The organism is Streptomyces caeruleatus (genome assembly GCF_001514235.1).
GTDB lineage: Bacteria > Actinomycetota > Actinomycetes > Streptomycetales > Streptomycetaceae > Streptomyces > Streptomyces caeruleatus.
The window spans coordinates 53339-72683 of the sequence record NZ_KQ948936.1 but is presented as its reverse complement, the minus strand read 5'-3'; the positions used below and the strand labels follow the sequence as shown (position 1 = coordinate 72683).

The 19345-nt window shown below is 70.7% G+C and carries 12 protein-coding genes; 9 read left to right on the top strand and 3 right to left on the bottom strand.

The genetic code is table 11. The features are described from left to right. Nucleotides 1–42: 42 nt before the first annotated feature. From AQJ67_RS33280 to AQJ67_RS33250, 7 genes are all read left to right on the top strand, one after another. Nucleotides 43–1722 (top strand): type 2 periplasmic-binding domain-containing protein, encoded by a 1680-nt coding sequence (locus AQJ67_RS33280; RefSeq protein ID WP_062723081.1) that lies wholly within the window; start codon nucleotides 43–45, stop codon nucleotides 1720–1722. Beyond that, the gene (locus AQJ67_RS33275) at nucleotides 1722–2774 is read left to right on the top strand and encodes an ABC transporter permease (protein ID WP_062723080.1); all 1053 of its coding nucleotides are present in this window, start codon (nucleotides 1722–1724) and stop codon (nucleotides 2772–2774) included. The genes AQJ67_RS33280 and AQJ67_RS33275 overlap by 1 nt, the downstream gene beginning before the upstream one ends. Then, entirely contained in the window at nucleotides 2771–3697 is a 927-nt protein-coding gene (locus AQJ67_RS33270; RefSeq protein WP_062723079.1) for a carbohydrate ABC transporter permease, read from the top strand. Before AQJ67_RS33275 ends, AQJ67_RS33270 begins: the two co-directional genes overlap by 4 nt. Nucleotides 3698–3828: 131 nt before the next feature. Next, nucleotides 3829–6051 (top strand): WD40/YVTN/BNR-like repeat-containing protein, encoded by a 2223-nt coding sequence (locus AQJ67_RS33265; protein ID WP_062723078.1) that lies wholly within the window; start codon nucleotides 3829–3831, stop codon nucleotides 6049–6051. After that, nucleotides 6051–8036 (top strand): beta-galactosidase, encoded by a 1986-nt coding sequence (locus AQJ67_RS33260; protein ID WP_062723077.1) that lies wholly within the window; start codon nucleotides 6051–6053, stop codon nucleotides 8034–8036. The genes AQJ67_RS33265 and AQJ67_RS33260 overlap by 1 nt, the downstream gene beginning before the upstream one ends. Beyond that, nucleotides 8033–10246 (top strand): glycosyl hydrolase family 95 catalytic domain-containing protein, encoded by a 2214-nt coding sequence (locus AQJ67_RS33255; protein ID WP_062723076.1) that lies wholly within the window; start codon nucleotides 8033–8035, stop codon nucleotides 10244–10246. Before AQJ67_RS33260 ends, AQJ67_RS33255 begins: the two co-directional genes overlap by 4 nt. Before the next feature lie 48 nt (nucleotides 10247–10294). Further along, nucleotides 10295–11008 carry a glycoside hydrolase family 12 protein gene (locus tag AQJ67_RS33250; protein ID WP_062723075.1) on the top strand — a complete coding sequence of 238 codons (714 nt, stop codon included), beginning with the start codon at nucleotides 10295–10297 and terminating at the stop codon, nucleotides 11006–11008. Nucleotides 11009–11245: 237 nt separating this feature from the next. Here the strand turns inward: AQJ67_RS33250 and AQJ67_RS33245 are convergent, their stop codons facing one another. The 3 genes from AQJ67_RS33245 to AQJ67_RS33235 all read right to left on the bottom strand — a co-directional run bounded on the left by AQJ67_RS33245 (nucleotide 11246) and on the right by AQJ67_RS33235 (nucleotide 15703). After that, nucleotides 11246–12433, bottom strand: a complete 1188-nt coding sequence (locus AQJ67_RS33245) for a sulfotransferase family protein (RefSeq protein WP_062723074.1) — start codon at nucleotides 12431–12433, stop codon at nucleotides 11246–11248. Between the two features lie 108 nt (nucleotides 12434–12541). Then, nucleotides 12542–14593, bottom strand: coding sequence for a glycoside hydrolase family 31 protein (locus AQJ67_RS33240; protein ID WP_062723073.1), 2052 nt, complete (start codon nucleotides 14591–14593; stop codon nucleotides 12542–12544). A 90-nt stretch (nucleotides 14594–14683) separates the two neighbouring features. Further along, the gene (locus AQJ67_RS33235) at nucleotides 14684–15703 is read right to left on the bottom strand and encodes a LacI family DNA-binding transcriptional regulator (RefSeq protein WP_062723072.1); all 1020 of its coding nucleotides are present in this window, start codon (nucleotides 15701–15703) and stop codon (nucleotides 14684–14686) included. Nucleotides 15704–16040: 337 nt separating this feature from the next. Between AQJ67_RS33235 and AQJ67_RS33230 the strand changes: the two genes are divergently transcribed. Continuing rightward, nucleotides 16041–17975, top strand: coding sequence for an acyl-CoA dehydrogenase family protein (locus AQJ67_RS33230; protein ID WP_062723071.1), 1935 nt, complete (start codon nucleotides 16041–16043; stop codon nucleotides 17973–17975). A gap of 106 nt (nucleotides 17976–18081) precedes the next feature. Then, nucleotides 18082–19338, top strand: coding sequence for a 1-deoxy-D-xylulose-5-phosphate reductoisomerase (dxr, locus tag AQJ67_RS33225; protein ID WP_062723070.1), 1257 nt, complete (start codon nucleotides 18082–18084; stop codon nucleotides 19336–19338). Nucleotides 19339–19345 lie beyond the last annotated feature (7 nt).

The following is a 19345-nucleotide window of genomic DNA, read 5'->3' as shown; positions in this document are numbered from 1 at the left end:
CCCACCGCCGGGTGTCCAGGTGCGCCATGAAGGGTTGACGCAATGACGCCGAACGCCGACTCCGCCCCCTCCGGACCCAGCCGGAGAAGCTTCCTCGCCTCCACGGCGGTCGCCACCGCAGCGGTGGCCGGCGGGATGCCGCTGCTCGCCGCCTGCGGTGGTTCGGACACCGGTTCGCGTGAGGGGACCACGTCGGGCAAGGCCGCCGACAAGATGCTCCCGACGTACGTCGCCAGCACGGTCGCCCAGCCGGACCTGCCCTCGAAGAACGGTTCGGGGGCCGGCTACACCGGCAAGGTCGACCTCGCGGCCCTGAAGACCTCGGTCCCGAAGAAGCTCGGCACCGGCGCCCCCATCAAGATCATGTCCCCGTTCTGGGGCTCCCCGCCGAAGCCCGGCAACCCCTACTACACGGCGCTCGACGCCGCGGCGGGCACCAAGATCACCTGGCAGAACCAGGACGGCACCACCTACGGCGAGAAGCTCGGCGCCGTCCTCGCCTCCAGCTCCATACCCGACATGGTGGTCGTGCCCGGCTGGGAACTGGTCGGCAAGATCGCCAACGCCGTCACCGCGAAGTTCATGGACCTCGCCCCCTACCTGGCGGGCGACAAGGCCAAGAAGTACCCGAACCTGGCCGCCATCCCCTCCGACGCCTGGCGCATGGGCATCTTCGGCGGCGCCCTGCGCGGCATTCCGATGCCAGCCGCCACCGCGAACTGGATCACGCCCTTCTACCGCAAGGACATCTTCGACAAGAAGGGCTGGTCGCCCCCCAAGTCGCCGGACGAGTTCCTCAGCTGGGCCAAGGAGGCCACCAGCGCCAAGGCCAAGGTGTACGCCTGCGCCGACATGAACTGGTCCGCCTGGAGCTTCTTCGGTGTCCGCCCCTCCGGGACACTCGGCTGGAACATCGGGGACGACGGCAAGCTGACGTACCGCCACGAGGTGCCCGAGTACCTGGAAGCCCTGGAGTGGGTCCGCAAGCTGTTCGACGCGGGCGTGGTCCACCCCGACGACAAGGCGCGCTCGGGCGACCAGGGCCAGCGGTTCACCGCCGGGCAGGTCCTGGTCTACAACGACAACATCGCCAGCTGGTACGGAAAGACCGCCGAACAGGCCCAGGCCAAACCGGACTTCGAGATCGAAGGCATGGACCTCTTCGGTGCCGACGGCGGCAACCCGACGCTGTGGGCCTCTCAGCCCGCCACCATCTGGTCGCTGATCCGCAAGGGCGCCTCGAAGGCCACGGTCGAGAACGCGCTGGCCGCCGCCGACTTCGCGGCCGCGCCCTACGGCACCAAGGAGCGGATGCTCGTCGACTACGGCGTCGAGGGCACCCACTACACCGTCAAGGACGGCGTCCCGGTCAAGAACGACCTCGGCAACTCCCAGGTGCTCAACGCCTGGGTGATGCTGGCCGCGCCGGCCGCTTACTACGCCCACCCCGACTTCCCCGACGTCGCCCGCAAGCAGGTGGAGTGGCAGCAGCGGATGGGCGCCTTCATGAAGAAGACGTCCACGTTCGGCATGAACATCGTCGAGCCGACCCGCTACGCCAACCTCGGCAGCCAGTTCGAGCAGCTGGAGATCGACTACGTGCGCGGCAACCGGAAGCTGTCCGAGGTCCAGGCCGCCATCTCCACCTGGAAGTCCTCCGGCGGCGACAAGCTGCGCGACTGGTACAAGGAGCTCATCGACAAGAACGGCAGCGGCAACTGATGTCTCTCACGGCCGGGAGCAGGCCCGACGGGACTCGTCCCCCCGCGGCCGTCGAGGAACCGACGGCCGCGGTCGCCGCGGCGTCTCCCAAGGTCTCGGTGCCGGGCAAGGCGGGCAAGGCCGGCAAGGTTCCCTTCCAAGTCCGGCTGCGCCGCGACCGCGCGCTCATCCTGATGACGCTGCCCGTCATGGTCCTGCTCCTGCTCTTCAACTACGTCCCGCTGCTGGGCAACGTCGTCGCCTTCCAGGACTACGACCCCTACGTCTCCAGCAACGGCGTCACGGCGATCTTCCACAGCCCCTGGGTCGGCGTGGAGCAGTTCTCGCGGATGATCGACGACCCGTTGTTCTGGAGCGCCGCGAAGAACACCATCGTCCTGTTCCTGCTCCAACTGGCGCTGTTCTTCCCGGTTCCCATCGCCCTCGCGCTGCTCATCAACAGTGTGATCCGGCCCCGGGTGCGGGCCGTGGCACAGGCGATCATGTATCTGCCGCACTTCTTCTCGTGGGTCCTCGTCGTCACCGTCTTCCAGCAGATCTTCGGCGGCGCGGGCATCATCGCCCAGACCCTGGAGGACCACGGCTGGAGCGGCTTCGACCTGATGACCAACGCGGACCTCTTCAAGTACCTGGTCACCGCGCAGTCCGTCTGGAAGGACGCCGGCTGGGGCATCATCGTCTTCCTCGCGGCGCTGGCCGCGGTCAGCACCGACCTGTACGAGGCCGCCGCCATGGACGGCGCGGGACGCTGGCGCCGCATGTGGCACGTCACGCTGCCCGCACTGCGCCCGGTGATCGCGCTGCTGCTGGTCCTCAGGGTCGGTGACGCGCTCAGCGTCGGCTTCGAGCAGTTCCTGCTCCAGCGGTACGCGGTCGGTGCGGGGGCCAGCGAGGTCCTCGACACCTACGTGTGGAACATGGGTATCCAGAACGGCGACTTCAGCTACGCGGCCGCGGTCGGCCTCGTCAAGGGCGCCATCGGAGTCTGTCTCGTCCTGGGCGCGAACAAGTTCGCGCATCTCCTCGGCGAGCAGGGGGTGTACAAGAAGTGAGCCTCAACACGCAGCTCATCCGCAGTCTCAAGGCGCCCGCCCGCCCGGTGTGGGAGGAGCCGCCCAGCAAGGCCGGACTCACCGCGAAGGGCGGACTGCTCCTCCTGTGCTGTCTGGGCGTGCTCGGTCCGCTGTGGATCGTGATCGTCACCAGCCTCTCCCCCAAACCGGTGATCGACCGGGTCGGCGGGCTCGTCGTGATCCCCCAGGGCATCACCTTCGTCAACTACACGGAGCTGCTCAGCGGTGGTCAGGTCAGCCGGGCGATCATGGTCTCGGTCGGGGTGACGCTCGTCGGCACGCTGTTCTCCATGGCGGTGTCGGTGCTCGCGGCCTACGGGCTGTCCCGGCCGGGGAGTCTGGGGCACCGGTTCTTCCTGATGACCATGATGGCGACGATGTTCTTCGGCGCCGGGCTGATTCCCACGTATCTGCTGGTGCAGTCGCTCGGGCTGACCGACACGTATCTGTCGTTGATCCTGCCGAGTGCGGTCAGTGTCTTCAACATCCTTGTGCTGCGGGCGTTCTTCATGGGGATCTCGCCCGAGCTGACCGAGTCGGCGCGGATTGACGGGGCCGGTGATCTGCGGATTCTGTTGACCATCATCATGCCGCTGTCGCGGGCTGTGCTGGCCGTGATCTCGCTGTTCTACGCGGTCGGGTACTGGAGTGCCTGGTTCAACGCGTCCATCTACCTCACCGACCAGCAGATGATGCCGTTGCAGAACGTGCTCATTCAGCTGGTGCAGAAGAACACCGAGGCGCCGACGGGGCTTCAGCAGGCAGTGCGTACGGGGCAGTTGTCCGCGCTGGGGTTGCAGATGGCCGTCATGGTCCTCGCGCTGATTCCCGTCGCGGTTGCCTCTCCCTTCGTCCAGCGGCATTTCAAGAAGGGCATGTTGACGGGTGCGGTAAAGGGTTGATCGGCGCCCACTCAACGGGGTGCATCGGTTGTCTGGCGGCTGCGGGTTGTTCGTGGCTGGTCGCGCAGTTCCCCGCGCCCCTTTCGGGGCGCTCTCCTCCCCCTTCCTTTCAGAGCAACGAGGTATGTGTCATGCACGCGTCGCCCCCTTGCAGAAGAACCGTTCTCGCCGGCACCGCGGCCGCCGCCGCACTCACCGCCCTTCCGCCCCTCGCGGCGCGCGCTGCCGCAGCTGAGCCTGCTGCTGCCACCACCCCCGCCTACCGCTGGCGCACCGCCGTCATGGGCGGCACCGGATTCGTCACCGGTGTCCTCTTCCACCCCTCCGTCCGCGGCCTCGCCTACGCCCGTACCGACGTCGGCGGCGCCTACCGCTGGGACGACCGGACCGACCGCTGGATTCCGCTGACCGACCACATCGGCTGGGACGACTGGAACCTGCTCGGCGTCGAGGCCATCGCCGTCGACCCGGCGCACCCGAACCGGGTCTACCTCTCGCTCGGCACGTATGCCCAGTCGTGGGCCGGGAACGGAGCCGTTCTGCGCTCCGAGGACCGCGGCGCCACTTGGAAGCGCACCGATCTCACCGTGAAGCTCGGGGCCAACGAGGACGGGCGGGGTGCGGGGGAGCGGCTGCTCGTCGATCCGCGGGACAGTGACACGCTGTGGCTGGGTACCCGGCACGACGGGCTGCTCAAGTCGGCCGACCGCGGCGCCAGTTGGCAGACCGTGAGCTTCCCGGCCGCGCCCAGTGCCACCGGCCAGGGCGTCACGCTCCTCGTCGCCGCCGGCCGTACCGTCTATGCCGGCTGGGGCGACTCCGACGGCACCGCCGGGAAGGCCAACCTCTACCGCACCTCCGACGGCACGACCTGGGAGGCCGTACCCGGACAGCCCACCGGCACCGCGGCCAAGGTGCCGATCCGCGCCGCGTACGACAAGCACACGCGTGAGCTGTACGTGACGTACGGCAACGCGCCCGGTCCCAACGGACAGTCGGACGGCAGCGTGCACAAGCTGCGCACCACCGACGGGAAGTGGACCGAGGTCACGCCGGTGAAGCCCGGCGGGGCGACGAGCGACGGCGGGACCGACACCTTCGCGTACGGCGGAGTCGCCGTCGACGCCTGTCGCCCCGGCACCGTCGTCGTCTCCACCAACAACCGCTGGGCGCTGGTCGACACCCTGTACCGGAGCACCGACGGCGGCCGCAGCTGGACGTCCCTGAAGGACAAGGCCGTCCTCGACATCTCCGAGACCCCCTTCCTCGCCTTCGGTGCCGACGCGCCCAAGTTCGGCTGGTGGATCCAGGCGGTCGGCATCGACCCGTACGACTCGAAGCACATCGTCTACGGCACCGGCGCGACCCTCTACGGCACCCGCGACCTGAAGAACTGGGCCCCGCAGATCCGCGGCCTGGAGGAGACGTCCGTCCGCCAGCTGGTCTCGCCCTCGGTCGGAGCGGCACATCTGATCAGCGGCAACGGCGACGTCGGCGTGATGTACCACGACTCGCTCACGGCGTCACCCTCGCGTGGCATGGCCTCGAACCCCGTGTTCGGAACGTCCACCGGCCTGGCCCAGGCGGCGGCCAAGCCGTCGTACGTCGTCCGGGCCGGCTGGGGCGACCACGGCAACGGTGCCTACTCGAACGACGGCGGCAGGACCTGGGCGCCCTTCGCGGCACAGCCCGCCATCGCCAAGGACGCGCCGGGGCCGATCGTCACCAACGCCGACGGCAGTGCGGTGCTGTGGTCCTTCGCGCACTGGGACGGCACCGTCTACCCGGCCCAGCGTTCGGCCGACAACGGCGCCACCTGGGCCGAGGTCGCCTCCCTGCCGAAGGGCGCCGTGCCGGTCGCGGACCCCGTCGACCCGAAGCTCTTCTACGCCTTCGACACCGCCACCGGCACCCTCCACGCCAGCACCGACGGCGGCCTGACCTTCGCCGCCCGGGCCACCGGCCTGAAGTCGGGCGACACGCAGTTCCAGCTGACCGCGGCCCCGGGCCGGTCCGGTGACCTGTGGCTGAGCCTCAAGTGGAACGGGCTGTACCGCTCCACCGACGGCGGTGCGAACTTCAGCAAGGTCGGCAGCTGCTGGGCGTCGTACACCCTCGGCTTCGGCAAGGCCGCCGACGGCGCCTCCTACCCGGCCGTCTACATGGTCGGCTCGACGGAGACGATCACCGCCGTGTACCGCTCCGACGACGAGGCCACGACCTGGACGCGGATCAACGACGACCAGCACCAGTGGGGCTGGATCGGGGCCGCCATCACCGGCGACCCACGCATCCACGGCCGGGTCTACGTCGCCACCAACGGGCGGGGTGTGCAGTACGGGGAGCCCGTCTGATGCCGGAGGAGAAGGGGCGGCCCGCCCTGAGCGACGCCACCCGAGGTCGTCTCCTCTTCGGCGGCGACTACAACCCCGAGCAGTGGCCCGAGGAGACCTGGCACGAGGACGTCCGGCTGATGAAGGCCGCCGGCGTCAACTCGGTCACCCTCGGCGTCTTCTCCTGGTCGAAGCTGGAACCGGAGCCGGGCGCGCGGGAGTTCGGCTGGCTGGACACGCTGATGGACCTGATGCACGAGGGCGGCATCGGCGTCGTCCTCGCCACCCCGACCTCCTCACCGCCGCCCTGGATGGGCCGGCTGCACCCCGACACCTTGCCCGTCACCGAGGACGGCCGCACCGAGTGGTGGGGCGGCCGGCAGCACTTCTCGCACTCCAGCGCCACCTACCGGCGCTACGCCGCCGCCATCACCGAGGACCTGGCCGCCCGCTACGGCGGCCACCCCGCCCTGACGATGTGGCACATCAACAACGAGTACTGCACCTTCGACCACGGCGACGAGGCCGCGGCCGCCTTCCGACGGTGGCTGCGTGAGAAGTACGGCACCCTCGACGCCCTCAACGAGGCCTGGGGCACCGCCTTCTGGAGCCAGGGCTACGACACCTGGGACGGCGTCCTGCCCGCCCGTCAGCCGCACTACATGCGTAATCCCGCCCAGGTCCTGGACTTCCGGCGCTTCACCTCCGACATGCTCCTGGAGTGCTACGTCGCCGAGCGCGACATCGTCCGGCGCCACACCCCGCACCTGCCGGTGACCAGCAACTTCATGCCGCTGTGGTTCGGGCAGGACGCCTGGCGCTGGGCCGAGGAGGAGGACGTCGTCTCCGTCGACCTCTACCCCGACCCGCGCGACCCGCTCGGCGCCCAGCACGGCGCCCTCGTACAGGACATGACCCGCTCCCAGGCACGCGGGCCGTGGGTGCTCATGGAACAGGCGGCCGGGCCGGTCAACTGGCGGGGCGTCAACCACCCCAAGCCCCGGGGACTCAACCGCCTGTGGTCCCTCCAGGCCGTGGCCCGCGGCGCCGACGCCGTCTGCTACTTCCAGTGGCGGCAGTCCCGGCAGGGCGCGGAGAAGTTCCACTCCGGCATGGTCAGCCACGCGGGGGAGGAGGGCCGGACGTACCAGGAGGTCAAGCGGCTCGGCGCCGACCTCGCGCGGATCGCCCCGGAGGTGTCCGGCCGGCACAGCGGCGCCGACGTCGCCGTCCTGCACGACTGGCACGCCTGGTGGGCCGGCGCCCAGGACGGCCGTCTCTCCCAGCGGGTCGACCACGCGGACGTGCTCAAGACCTGGCACCGCGCCCTGTGGCAGGCCCACCTCACCACCGACTTCGCCCACCCCGAGCACGACCTCTCCGCGTACCGGCTGGTCGTCGTACCGCAGCTGTACCTCCTCACGGACGCGGCGATCGAGAACCTCCTCGCCTACGTCCGCCAGGGCGGCACCCTCGTCTGCGGGTTCCTCACCGGCGTCGCCGACGAGGACGACCGGGTGCGGCCCGGCGGCATGGACGCCCGGCTGCGCGAGCTGTTCGGCATCCGCACGCTGCACGAGTGGTGGCCGCTGGACGCCGGGGAGAGCGTCGCCTGCGAGGGCTTCGGCGGCACGCTGTGGTCCGAGGAACTGGAGGCCGACGGCACCGCCGACGAGACCCTTCCGTACAAGGGCGGTGAACTCGACGGACTGCCCGCCGTCCTGCGCAAGGACCGGGCCTGGTACGTCTCCACGCTCCCCGAGCCGGACGCGCTGCGCGACCTGCTGGCCCGGATCGCGGCCGGCACGGGCGTCCGCCCGGTGCTCGACGGCCTCCCCGAGCAGGTCGAGGCGGTACGCCGGGGCGAGGTGCTGTTCGTGCTGAACCACGGCCGGGAGCCGGTGACCGTGGAGGTGCCCGGCACCCACCGCGACCTGCTGACCGGCACGTCCGTCACGGACCGGGTCAGCCTCGGCCGCTACGACGTGGCGGTACTGCGGCCATGACCCGAACGCCGGCCCACGGAACGTGGGAACCGCAGCCCGCCGCCCGCTGGGAGGACGCCCTCCTCAGCGGCAACGGCCACCACGGCACCCTTGTGTTCGGTGACCCGAACGACGACCGCGTCATCGTCACCCATCACACCCTGGTCCGCCCGGGCGGCAGCGACACCCGCCCCCCGAAGCTCGCCGCCTACCTCCCCGCCCTCCAGGACCGCCTCCTGGCCGGCGACCACACCGCGGCGGAGGGCTTCACCGACGGCCGCCCGCTCCAGTGGGTGCAGCCCTTCCACCCCGCCTTCCAGATCCGGCTGCGCCGACCCTCCGACGAAGGGCACGGCTACCGCCGGTCCGTCGACTTCGCCACGGGTGTCGTCCGGGCGGCGTGCGGCGACTGGACCAGCGAGGTCTTCGTCTCCCGCGCGGACGACGTGATCGTCCAGCGCGTCACGGCCCCCGGCACCACCCTCGACATCTCCCTGGACCACGCCCTGCCCGGCGCCCCCGCCGCACTGGGCGTCGGCCACGGAGCCGTCCTCACCCCCGAGGGCGCCCTGCTCAGCCTGCGCGCCCGCTACCCCGACAGCGACCGCGCCTTCACCGGCGTCAGCCTGATCACCGTCACCGGCGGCACGACAACCCTCACCCCGCCCGGTGCGCACATCGAGCACGCCCGCTCCGTCCTGCTCCTCACCCGGGTCCGACGGCACACCGGCGAACTCGACGTGACCGCGGAGAGCCGCGCCCTGCGCGACCTGGCGGCCACGGAGTACGACGAACTCCTCGCCCGCCATGTCGCCCTCCACGGCACCGCCTACGAGCGCGTCACCCTCGACCTCGCCGCCGACCCGGCCGAACGCGCCCTGTCCGGCTCGGAGTTGCTGAAGCGCCCGGGTGCCGCCGCCCTGCTGGAGCGGCTCTTCGCGGCCGGCCGCTACCACCTGCTGTCCGCCAGCGGCCTCCTCCCGCCCCGGCTGACCGGCCTGTGGACCGGCGACTGGGACACCGCCTGGTCGGGCGCGTTCACCAACGACGCCAACCTCAACCTGCAGACCGCCTCCGCCGCGGCCGCCGCCCTGCCCGAGGTCACCGAGGCCCACGCCGCGCTCGTCCAACGCCAGCTGCCCGACTGGCGCGACAACGCCCGCGCTGTCTTCGGCACCCGGGGCGTGGTGGCGCCCGCCCACACCGACGGCGAGTCGGGACACTCGTACCACTTCAGCCGCGAATACCCCCTGCACCTGTGGACCGCGGGCGCCGACTGGCTGCTCAAGCCACTCGTCGACCACGACGAGACCCAGGGCACCCGCGACCCGCGCACCGCCGCCGCCCTCGCCGAAGTGGCGCTGTTCTACGAGGACTTCCTCACCCGGACCGACGACGACGGCCATGTGGTCGTCGTCCCCTCCTACTCACCCGAGAACCGACCGGCCAACGCGAGCTGGGCCACGATCAACGCCGCCATGGACCTCTCGGCGGCCCGGCACGCACTGCTCACCGCCGCCGACCATCACCCGGACACCCCGGACGCCGCCCGCTGGCGCGCCCTAGCCGACCGCCTCCCACCGCACCGGATCAACGCCGACGGCGCCCTCGCCGAATGGGCCTGGCCCGGCCTGGAGGACGCCTACGACCACCGCCACCTCAGCCACCTCTACGGCGTCTGGCCGCTCGACGAGATCACCCCGTACGACACCCCCGACCTCGCGACGGCCGCCCATCGTGCCCTCGAACTGCGCGGCGCCGAGAACGACTCCGCGCACGGCCACCTCCACCACGCCCTCATCGCGGCCCGCCTCAGGGACGCCGGCCGGGTCGCCCACGCCCTCGACCAGGTCCTGGGCGGCGACTTCTTCCACGCCTCCCTGATGAGCGCCCACTACCCGAACCGCGATGTCTACAACGCGGACGCCGCGCACACCCTGCCCGCCGTACTGATCGAGATGCTCGTGCAGTCGACCCCGGACCGACTGGTCCTGCTGCCCGCCCTTCCCCCCACCCTCCGGGAGGGCAGCCTCCTGGGCGTCCGCACCCGGTTCGGCGCGGAGGTCGACCTGACCTGGACGCGCGACGGCGCGACGGCGGTCCTGAAGCCGTCCCGCACCGTCCGCGTCGAACTCCGGACTTCTTCCGACGACGGCGACGGCGACAGCACCGCACAGCCGCTCGACCTCGTCGCCGGAGAAGACCACGTCCTCAGTCTGGGGGCGTGGTAGCTCCCCGCACATCCCCCGCATTTCCCCCCACCCATGGAAAGGGACACCATGGCAAAGAGCGCACTGCGCAAGATCACCACGGCCGCGCTGGCCCCGGCGATGGCCGTCGGCGCCGTCGTCGGACTGGCCTCCGCCCCCGCCTCGGCCGCGGTCTGGAACTCCTGCGACCAGTGGGGCAACACCAGCCTCAACGGGTACACGCTCTACAACAACATCTGGGGCTCCGGCGCCGGCAGCCAGTGCATATGGGCCAACTCCGGTACCAACTGGGGTGTCTGGGCCAACCACCCCAACACTGGCGGCATCAAGTCCTACCCCGACTCCAAGAAGGTGATCAACAAGACGATCGCCTCCCTCGGCTCGCTCACCAGCAGCTACAACGTCACCGTCCCGTCGTCCGGCGCGTACAACACGTCGTACGACATCTGGGACACCGACTACGACTACGAGATCATGCTCTGGGTCAACTACAACGGCGCCGTCGGCCCGCTCGGCACCTCCCAGGGCAACGTCACCCTCGGCGGCCACACCTGGACCGTCTACAAGGGCACCAACGGCGCCAACGAGGTCTTCTCGTTCCTGCGCACGTCCGACTCCACCTCCGGCACCGTGAACATCAAGCCGATCCTCACCTGGATCACCGGCAAGGGCTGGATGTCCAGCAACGAGACCATCGGTGACGTCCAGTTCGGCTACGAGATCACCTCGTCCTCCGGCGGCCTGGACTTCACCACCAACAACCTGACGGTCAGCAGCAGCTGACACGTCCTCGGGGCCGGGGCCGGGGCCGGTCCGTGTCTGTCGTTCCTGTCAGGCGCGGTCGGCTCCGGCCCTCGTCTGGTTGTGGTCGGTGACGGTGGATTTCCGCAGTCGGTCTCCGCGGGCGCCGGTGACCGCGTCGTCCGCACCGCCTTGGCCTTCCGCAACACCAGCGACTCGACGGCCGGTGGCAGCTGAGTGTCCTCGGGGCCGGGGACCGGTCCGTCTCTGTCGTTCTCCTCAGGCGCGGTCGACCTCGGCCCTCAGCGCGTTGTAGTCCGCGAAGGCGGATTCCACCTCGGCCCGGTCCAGGGCGTAGCGGGTCAGGTCGTAGGTGTGGCGGCGGGTGCCCTTGGGGCGGGCGACGGCGTCCGGGAGGCGGGCGGCCTCGGAGTCGGTCCAGCGGGCACCGACGGCCGCGTAGAGCTTGGGGGCGCCGGAGGCCGGGTCGGAGCCGAGCCAGGAGTACGGGGCGTCCACCAGTTGCTCCGGCGGGATGGCTGCCCGGGCGGCCAGACCGCGTGTCATGGCGCGGCTCAGCAGGTCGAGCCAGGTGGCGCCGATGCCGGCCAGGTCGAGGGGCCGGGTGCTGACGGCCATGCCGTGCTCGATCAGGCTGCAGAAGGACGCCACGGCGGTGACCGGGTCGCGGTGGCACCACACGATCGTGGCGTCGGGGAACACCGTGAGCAGCGCGTCCAGGTTCTCCAGGTGCATCGGCGACTTCAGCATCCAGCGGCGGCGCGGCCGGCCGTACTGGAGGACCTGGTAGACCTGCTTCAGGTACCGGTAGTCGGGGACGAAATCCCGCTCGCGGTGCCAGTCCCGGTACTCCGGGATCCAGGCCTGCGAGAACGGCATCAGGGCGTGCGGCAGCGCGAACGTGCACTCCTCCGGGCCCTCGGCCGCCATCGCGTGGATGTCACGGAAGCGCGGTGCGAACAGGTCGGTGCCCTGGGCCATCCGACGCCCGGCCGTGATCGCCTTCCGTCGCTGCCGGGGCGGCAACTCCAGGTCGGGCGCCAGCAGTTCCCACAGCAGCGGGCTGCGATGCTCCTCCGAGAGCGACAGGACGGCGTGGGTGACGGTGGTCGCCGTACGCGGCAGACCCACCACGAACACCGGCCTCTCGATCGGCTCCCGCTCGATCTCCGGACGCTCGGCGATCAGCCTGAGCACCCGGGCCCGGTTGGTGAGATGCCGCCGCACATGCACCTGAGCCGACTGCCAGCCGACCGGGGTCAGCCGGTCCGCCTTCGCCCACCAGCCCAGCAGCGACCGGAAGTCGTCGACGAACCGCCGGTCTCCGGGCGCCTCCCCGGCCGCCGCGGCGATCCGGTCGAAGACCCGGTCGGGATCGCGCCGCGAGCCGAAGGCCGGGCGCACCAGCAGATTGGCGAGGGCGAGGGGAAGGGGAGTCGAGGACACCCAGGGAATCTAACCCGGCGAACTCGCCGACACAGAGCGCAAGTTGGCCGAACATGCGAAGAGGATGGCCGGAAGACCTCCACCGTCCGGCCATCCCCTCCGACACGGCTACTCCGCTACGGGCAGCCGTGCCCCGTCCCGCAGAAACAGCGGGATGCGGTCCAGCGGGGCGTCGACCGTCACGGTCGCACCGCCCTCGTACGTCTCACCCGTCCACGCGTCCGTCCAGCGCGCCCCGGCCGGAAGATACGTCGTCCAGGTCGTCGCCCCGGCCGTGAGGACCGGCGCGACCAGCAGGTCCCGGCCGAACAGGTACGCGTCGTCGACCGCCCACGCCGCCTCGTCCTCGGGGAACTCCAGGAACAGCGGCCGCATCACCGGCAGCCCCTCGTCGTGGGCCTCGCGCATGACCTGAAGGACGTACGGCTTCAGGCGCTCGCGCAGCCGCAGGTACCGCTCCAGGATCGCGCCGGCCTCCTCGCCGTACGACCACACCTCGTTCGGACCGCCCGTCATGTCCGGGCCGAGCGGCATGCCCGGGTCGCGGAAGCCGTGCAGACGCATCAGCGGGGACAGGGCGCCGAACTGGAACCAGCGGACCATCACCTCGCGGTACGCCGGGTCGTCCGGGTCGCCTCCGTGGAAGCCGCCGATGTCGGTGTTCCACCAGGGGATCCCGGACAGCGCGGTGTTGAGGCCGGCCGCGATCTGGCGGCGCAGCGTCAGGAAGTCGGTGCCGATGTCGCCGGACCACAGGGCGGCGCCGTAGCGCTGGCTGCCCGCCCAGGCCGAGCGGTTGAGGGTGACGATCTCCTCCTCGCCGGACGCGCGCAGGCCCTCGTAGAAGGTGCGGGCGTTCTCCGCCGGGTAGATGTTGCCGACCTCCAGGCCCGGACCCGTCCAGTAGCGCAGGTTCTCCTGGAAGCCCGGCTTCAGCTCCGGCTCGCAGGCGTCCAGCCAGAACGCCGTGATGCCGTACTGGTCGAGGTAGTTCTGCTTGACCTTCGACCACACGAACTCACGGGCCTCGGGGTTGGTGGCGTCGTAGAACGCCACCTGGACCGTGGAGGCCACCTCCTTGTCGGGCCAGTCCGCGTGCGCCATCGGGCCGTACTGGGTGCCGATGAAGTACCCGCGCTGTTCCATGACCGGGTGGTTCTCGGAGAGCGGGGAGACCGACGGCCAGACGGACACGACCAGCTTGATGCCGAGCTCGTCCAGCTCGCGCACCATCGCCGCCGGGTCCGGCCACTCCTTCGGGTCGAACTTCCACTCGCCCAGGTGGGTCCAGTGGAAGAAGTCGCAGACGATGACGTCGATGGGCAGCCCGCGGCGCTTGTACTCCCGTGCCACTTCGAGGAGTTCGTCCTGCGTGCGGTAGCGCAGCTTGCACTGCCAGAAACCGGCGGCCCACTCCGGCAGCATCGGCGTACGGCCCGTCACCGCGCTGTAGCGGCGCTGGCCGTCGGCCGGGGTGCCCGCGGTGATCCAGTAGTCGATCTGCCGGGCGGAGTCGGCGACCCACCGGGTGCCGTTGTGCGCCAGCTCCACGCGGCCGATCGCCGGGTTGTTCCACAGCAGGGTGTAGCCGCGGCTGGAGGCCAGGACCGGGATGCCGACCTCGGCGTTGCGCTGGACCAGGTCCAGCACCAGGCCCTTCTGGTCGAACCGTCCGTGCTGGTGCTGGCCGAGGCCGTACAGCTTCTCGTCGTCGTAGGCGGCGAAGCGCTGCTCCAGACGGTGGTAGCCGTTGCCGACGGCGGTGTAGAGCCGCGGGCCCGGCCACCAGAAGTGGGCGCGCTCCTCGGCGAGCACCTCCGTGCCGTCCTCGGTGCGCAGGAACCGGATCAGGCCCTCGGCGTCGACCTGGACGGTCAGCGCGCCGACGGTCAGCACCCCCAGCCCGTCCTCGATCTTCACGGCGGACTCGGTCACCGGGGCGGACTCCAGCAGCGCGCCGGGCAGCCCGTCGAGGACCGGACCGCCGAGCCGGGCACGCACCCGGACCGCGTCCGGCCCCCACGGCTCGACACGCAGGGTCTCCTGACGGCCGCTCCACTCCAGCGCGCCGTCCCGCTCACGGAACGTGCCGACGGTCGGGGAGGACTGCGCGAGGCTGACCGTGCCTGGCTGGGGCTGGTTTTCGGCAGGCTGATTCACGTGGCGCTCCTGAAGAGGGCAGCGGGTGCAGACAGGGGAGTGCCCGGGAGGGGCACGGTGAGGTGGCGGTGCGGGGGCGTTCGCGGGACGTCAGTGGTGGGTGGTGGACGGCGCCGGGCCCGTGCTCGCCCGGATCGTCAACTCGGGTGCGATCAGCACGACTTCGTCGCTCCCGCGGCCATCGAGCTTGGCGACCAGCTGCTCCACCGCGTGCCGGCCCATCTCCTGCGCGGGAATGGAGACGGACGTCAGCCGCACCGAGGCCTGGACGGCGACCTGGTCGGGGCAGACGGCGACCACCGACACGTCCTCGGGCACGGCACGGCCCTGCTGGCGCAGCAGGGCGAGCAGCGGCTCGACCGCCGACTCGTTCTGCACGACGAACCCGGTGGTGCCCGGGCGCTCGTCGAGGACGCGGGCGAGGGTGACGGCCATCGCGTCGTACCCGCCCTCGCACGGCCGGTGCAGCAGCCGCATCCCCAGCTCCTGGGAGCGCAGCCGCAGTCCGTCGAGCGTGCGCTCGGCGAAACCGGTGTGCCGCTCGTAGACGGCGGGGGCCTCGCCTATGACGGCGATATCGCGGTGCCCCAGCATCGCCAGATGCTCCACACACAGCGCGCCGGTCGCCTTGAAGTCGAGGTCGACGCAGGTCAGCCCGGTGGTGTCGGCGGGCAGCCCGATGAGCACGGACGGTTGGTCGGTCCCGCGCAGCAGCGGCAGCCGCTCGTCGTCCAGCTGGACGTCCATGAGGATCATCGCGTCGGCCAGCCCGCTGCCGGTGACGCGGCGCACGGCGTCGGGGCCCTCCTCGCCGGTCAGCAGCAGGACGTCGTAGCCGTGCGTCCGGGCCGTGGTGGCCACGGCTATGGCGATCTCCATCATCACCGGCACGTACATGTCGGTGCGCAGCGGGATCATCAGCGCGATGATGTTCGACTTGCTGCTGGCCAGGGCGCGGGCGCCCGCGTTCGGGTGGTAGCCGAGCTCGCGGATGCTCTGCTCGACCCGCTGCCGGGTGGCCCCGGAGATGGACCGCTTGCCGCTGAGGACATAACTCACCGTGCTCGCCGAGACTCCGGCGTGCTGGGCGACCTCGGCGAGGGTGACCATCCAGCTCTCCAAGCTTTGTGAAGCGCTTCGACAGTGCGCGCTGCGTACAGGGGTGGGTGTGAGGATGGTTCGACAGTAGCTCCACCGCGGATGGGTGTCCATAGGTTGTCGAAGCGCTTCGACTCCGATTTTCGAACCGGGCCGCGGAGTACTACGTCACCGTCGTGGGCGTGAACGGTAGGCCGTGTCGGCCCACCGCGCACACCACTTTGCGCCCCATCGGCTGAACGGACGCGCGCAGGGTGGTGGGGTCGCCCGTAATCGGGTACATACGATCGGGTAGCACCCGTCGGTAACCAAACGGCCCAAGATCCCGATTCGCGACGAGGTGAGCCTCATGTCCGCAGCACCCACGAAGCCCACTGTCACTGAGCGTGAGGCGCGCCAGGTGGCGGAGGCGGCCCGGCAGCAGGAATGGCGCAAGCCCAGCTTCGCCAAGGAACTGTTCCTCGGCCGCTTCCGCCTCGACCTCATCCACCCCCACCCCATGCCCACCGACGAGGCCGCCCAGCGCGGCGAGGAGTTCCTCGCCAAACTGCGCGACTTCGTCGAGACCAAGGTCGACGGCGCCCTCATCGAGCGCGAGGCCCGCATCCCCGACGACGTGATCGACGGGCTCAAGGAGCTCGGCGCCTTCGGCATGAAGATCGACACCAAGTACGGCGGGCTCGGCCTCGGCCAGGTCTACTACAACAAGGCCCTCGCGCTGGCCGGCTCGGCGTCCCCCGCGATCGGCGTGCTGCTCTCCGCCCATCAGTCGATCGGCGTACCGCAGCCGCTGAAGTTGTTCGGCACGCAGGAGCAGAAGGAGACCTTCCTGCCGCGCTGCGCCCGCACCGACATCAGCGCCTTCCTCCTCACCGAGCCGGACGTGGGCTCCGACCCGGCCCGCCTCGCCACCTCCGCCGTACCCGACGGCGACGACTACGTCCTCGACGGGGTCAAGCTGTGGACGACCAACGGCGTGGTCGCCGACCTGCTGGTCGTCATGGCCCGGGTGCCGAAGTCCGAGGGCCACAAGGGCGGCATCACGGCCTTCGTCGTGGAGACCAACTCGCCCGGCATCACCGTCGAGAACCGCAACGCCTTCATGGGCCTGCGCGGCATCGAGAACGGCGTCACCCGCTTCCACCAGGTCCGCGTCCCGGCGGCGAACCGCATCGGCCCCGAGGGCGCGGGCCTGAAGATCGCACTGACGACGCTGAACACCGGACGGCTCTCCCTCCCCGCGTCCTGTGTGGCGGCCGGCAAGTGGTGCCTGAAGATCGCCCGCGAGTGGTCGGCGGCCCGTGAGCAGTGGGGCAAGCCGCTCGCCCACCACGAGGCGGTCGGCGCGAAGATCTCCTTCATCGCCGCCACCACCTTCGCGCTGGAGGCCGTGACCGACCTCGCCTCGCAGATGGCCGACGAGGACCGCAACGACATCCGCATCGAAGGCGCCCTCGCCAAGCTCTACGCCTCCGAGATGGCCTGGACGATCGCCGACGACCTGGTCCAGATCCGCGGCGGCCGCGGCTTCGAGACCGCCGAGTCACTACGGGCCCGCGGTGAGCGCCCGGTCGCCGCCGAACAGGTCCTGCGCGACCTGCGCATCAACCGCATCTTCGAGGGCTCGACGGAGATCATGCACCTGCTGATCGCCCGCGAGGCCGTCGACGCCCACCTCTCGGTCGCCGGCGACCTCATCGACCCCGACAAGTCCCTCCAGGACAAGGCGAAGGCGGGCGCGGGCGCCGGTGTCTTCTACGCCAAGTGGCTGCCGAAGCTCGTCGCCGGCCAGGGGCAACTGCCGTACGCGTACGGCGAGTTCAAGCAGGGCGTCGACCTCTCCCCGCACCTGCGCTACGTCGAACGCACCTCCCGCAAGCTCGCCCGCTCCACCTTCTACGCCATGTCCCGCTGGCAGGGCCGCATGGAGACCAAGCAGGGCTTCCTCGGCCGGGTCGTCGACATCGGCGCCGAGCTCTTCGCCATGAGCGCGGCCTGCGTCCGCGCCGAGCACCTGCGCACCCAGGGCGACCACGGCCGCGAGGCCTACCAGCTCGCCGACGCCTTCTGCCGCCAGTCCCGGCTGCGGATCGAGGAACTCTTCGGCCGCCTGTGGTCCAACACCGACGACCTCGACCGCAAGGTCGTCAAGGGCGTGATGTCGGGCACGTACGAGTGGCTGGAGCAGGGCATCGTCGACCCGTCGGACGACGGCGCCCCGTGGATCGCGGACGCCACCCCGGGCCCGAGCGAACGGGACAACGTGCACCGCCCGATCAGGTGACGCCCTGGTGAGGGGTCACTGCCCGCAGCGCCCCCTCACCATCCTGTTACCCGCTCGATGGGGACGCCCTGCGCTCCCCGTCAGCCGTTCCGGCCACAATGGGGGGATGAGCGACAGTCCAGCCCCACTCGCCGACCCCCACCTCGTCTACGACCCTGTAGCGGGCGACGGCCCCAAGGACGTGGTGATCCTCGGCTCCACCGGCTCGATCGGCACCCAGGCCATCGACCTAGTGCTGCGCAACCCCGACCGGTTCCGGGTCACCGCCCTGTCCGCCAACGGCGGCCGGGTCGCCCTCCTCGCCGAGCAGGCGTACCGGCTGAGGGCGCGGACCGTCGCGGTCGCCCGTGAGGACGTCGTCCCGGCACTGCGCGAGGCGCTGGCCGCCCAGTACGGCACGGGGGAGCCGCTCCCCGAGATCCTGGCCGGCCCCGAGGCCGCCACCCAGGTCGCCGCCTCCGACTGCCACACCGTCCTGAACGGCATCACCGGCTCCATCGGACTCGCGCCCACCCTCGCCGCCCTGGAGGCCGGCCGGACCCTCGCGCTCGCCAACAAGGAGTCCCTGATCGTCGGCGGCCCGCTGGTCAAGGCGCTCGCCAAGCCCGGGCAGATCATCCCGGTCGACTCCGAGCACGCCGCCCTGTTCCAGGCCCTGGCGTCCGGCACGCGCGCGGACGTCCGCAAGCTGGTGGTGACCGCCTCCGGCGGCCCTTTCCGCGGCCGTACCAAGGCGGACCTGGCCCAGGTGACCGTCGAGGACGCCCTCGCGCACCCCACCTGGGCCATGGGCCCGGTCATCACGATCAACTCCGCGACCCTGGTCAACAAGGGCCTGGAGGTCATCGAGGCGCACCTGCTCTACGACATTTCCTTCGACCGCATTGAGGTGGTCGTGCATCCCCAGTCGTATGTTCACTCGATGGTTGAGTTCACGGACGGATCCACGATCGCCCAGGCGACGCCCCCCGACATGCGCGGGCCGATCGCCATCGGCCTCGGCTGGCCCGAACGCATTCCCGACGCCGCGCCCACGTTCGACTGGAGCAAGGCGTCGACCTGGGAGTTCTTCCCCCTCGACAACGACGCGTTCCCGTCGGTCAACCTGGCGCGCCACGTGGGGCAGCTCGCGGGCACGGCCCCGGCGGTGTTCAATGCGGCCAACGAGGAGTGCGTGGAGGCCTTCCGGGCCGGCGCACTGCCGTTCAACGGGATCATGGAGACCGTCACCCGGGTGGTGGAGGAGCACGGCACCCCGGACGCGGGAACTTCTCTGACCGTCGCGGACGTCCTCGAAGCGGAGACCTGGGCCCGCAGGCGGGCACAGGAACTGGCGGCACACACGGCGGAGGCCCGTGCATGACGACCCT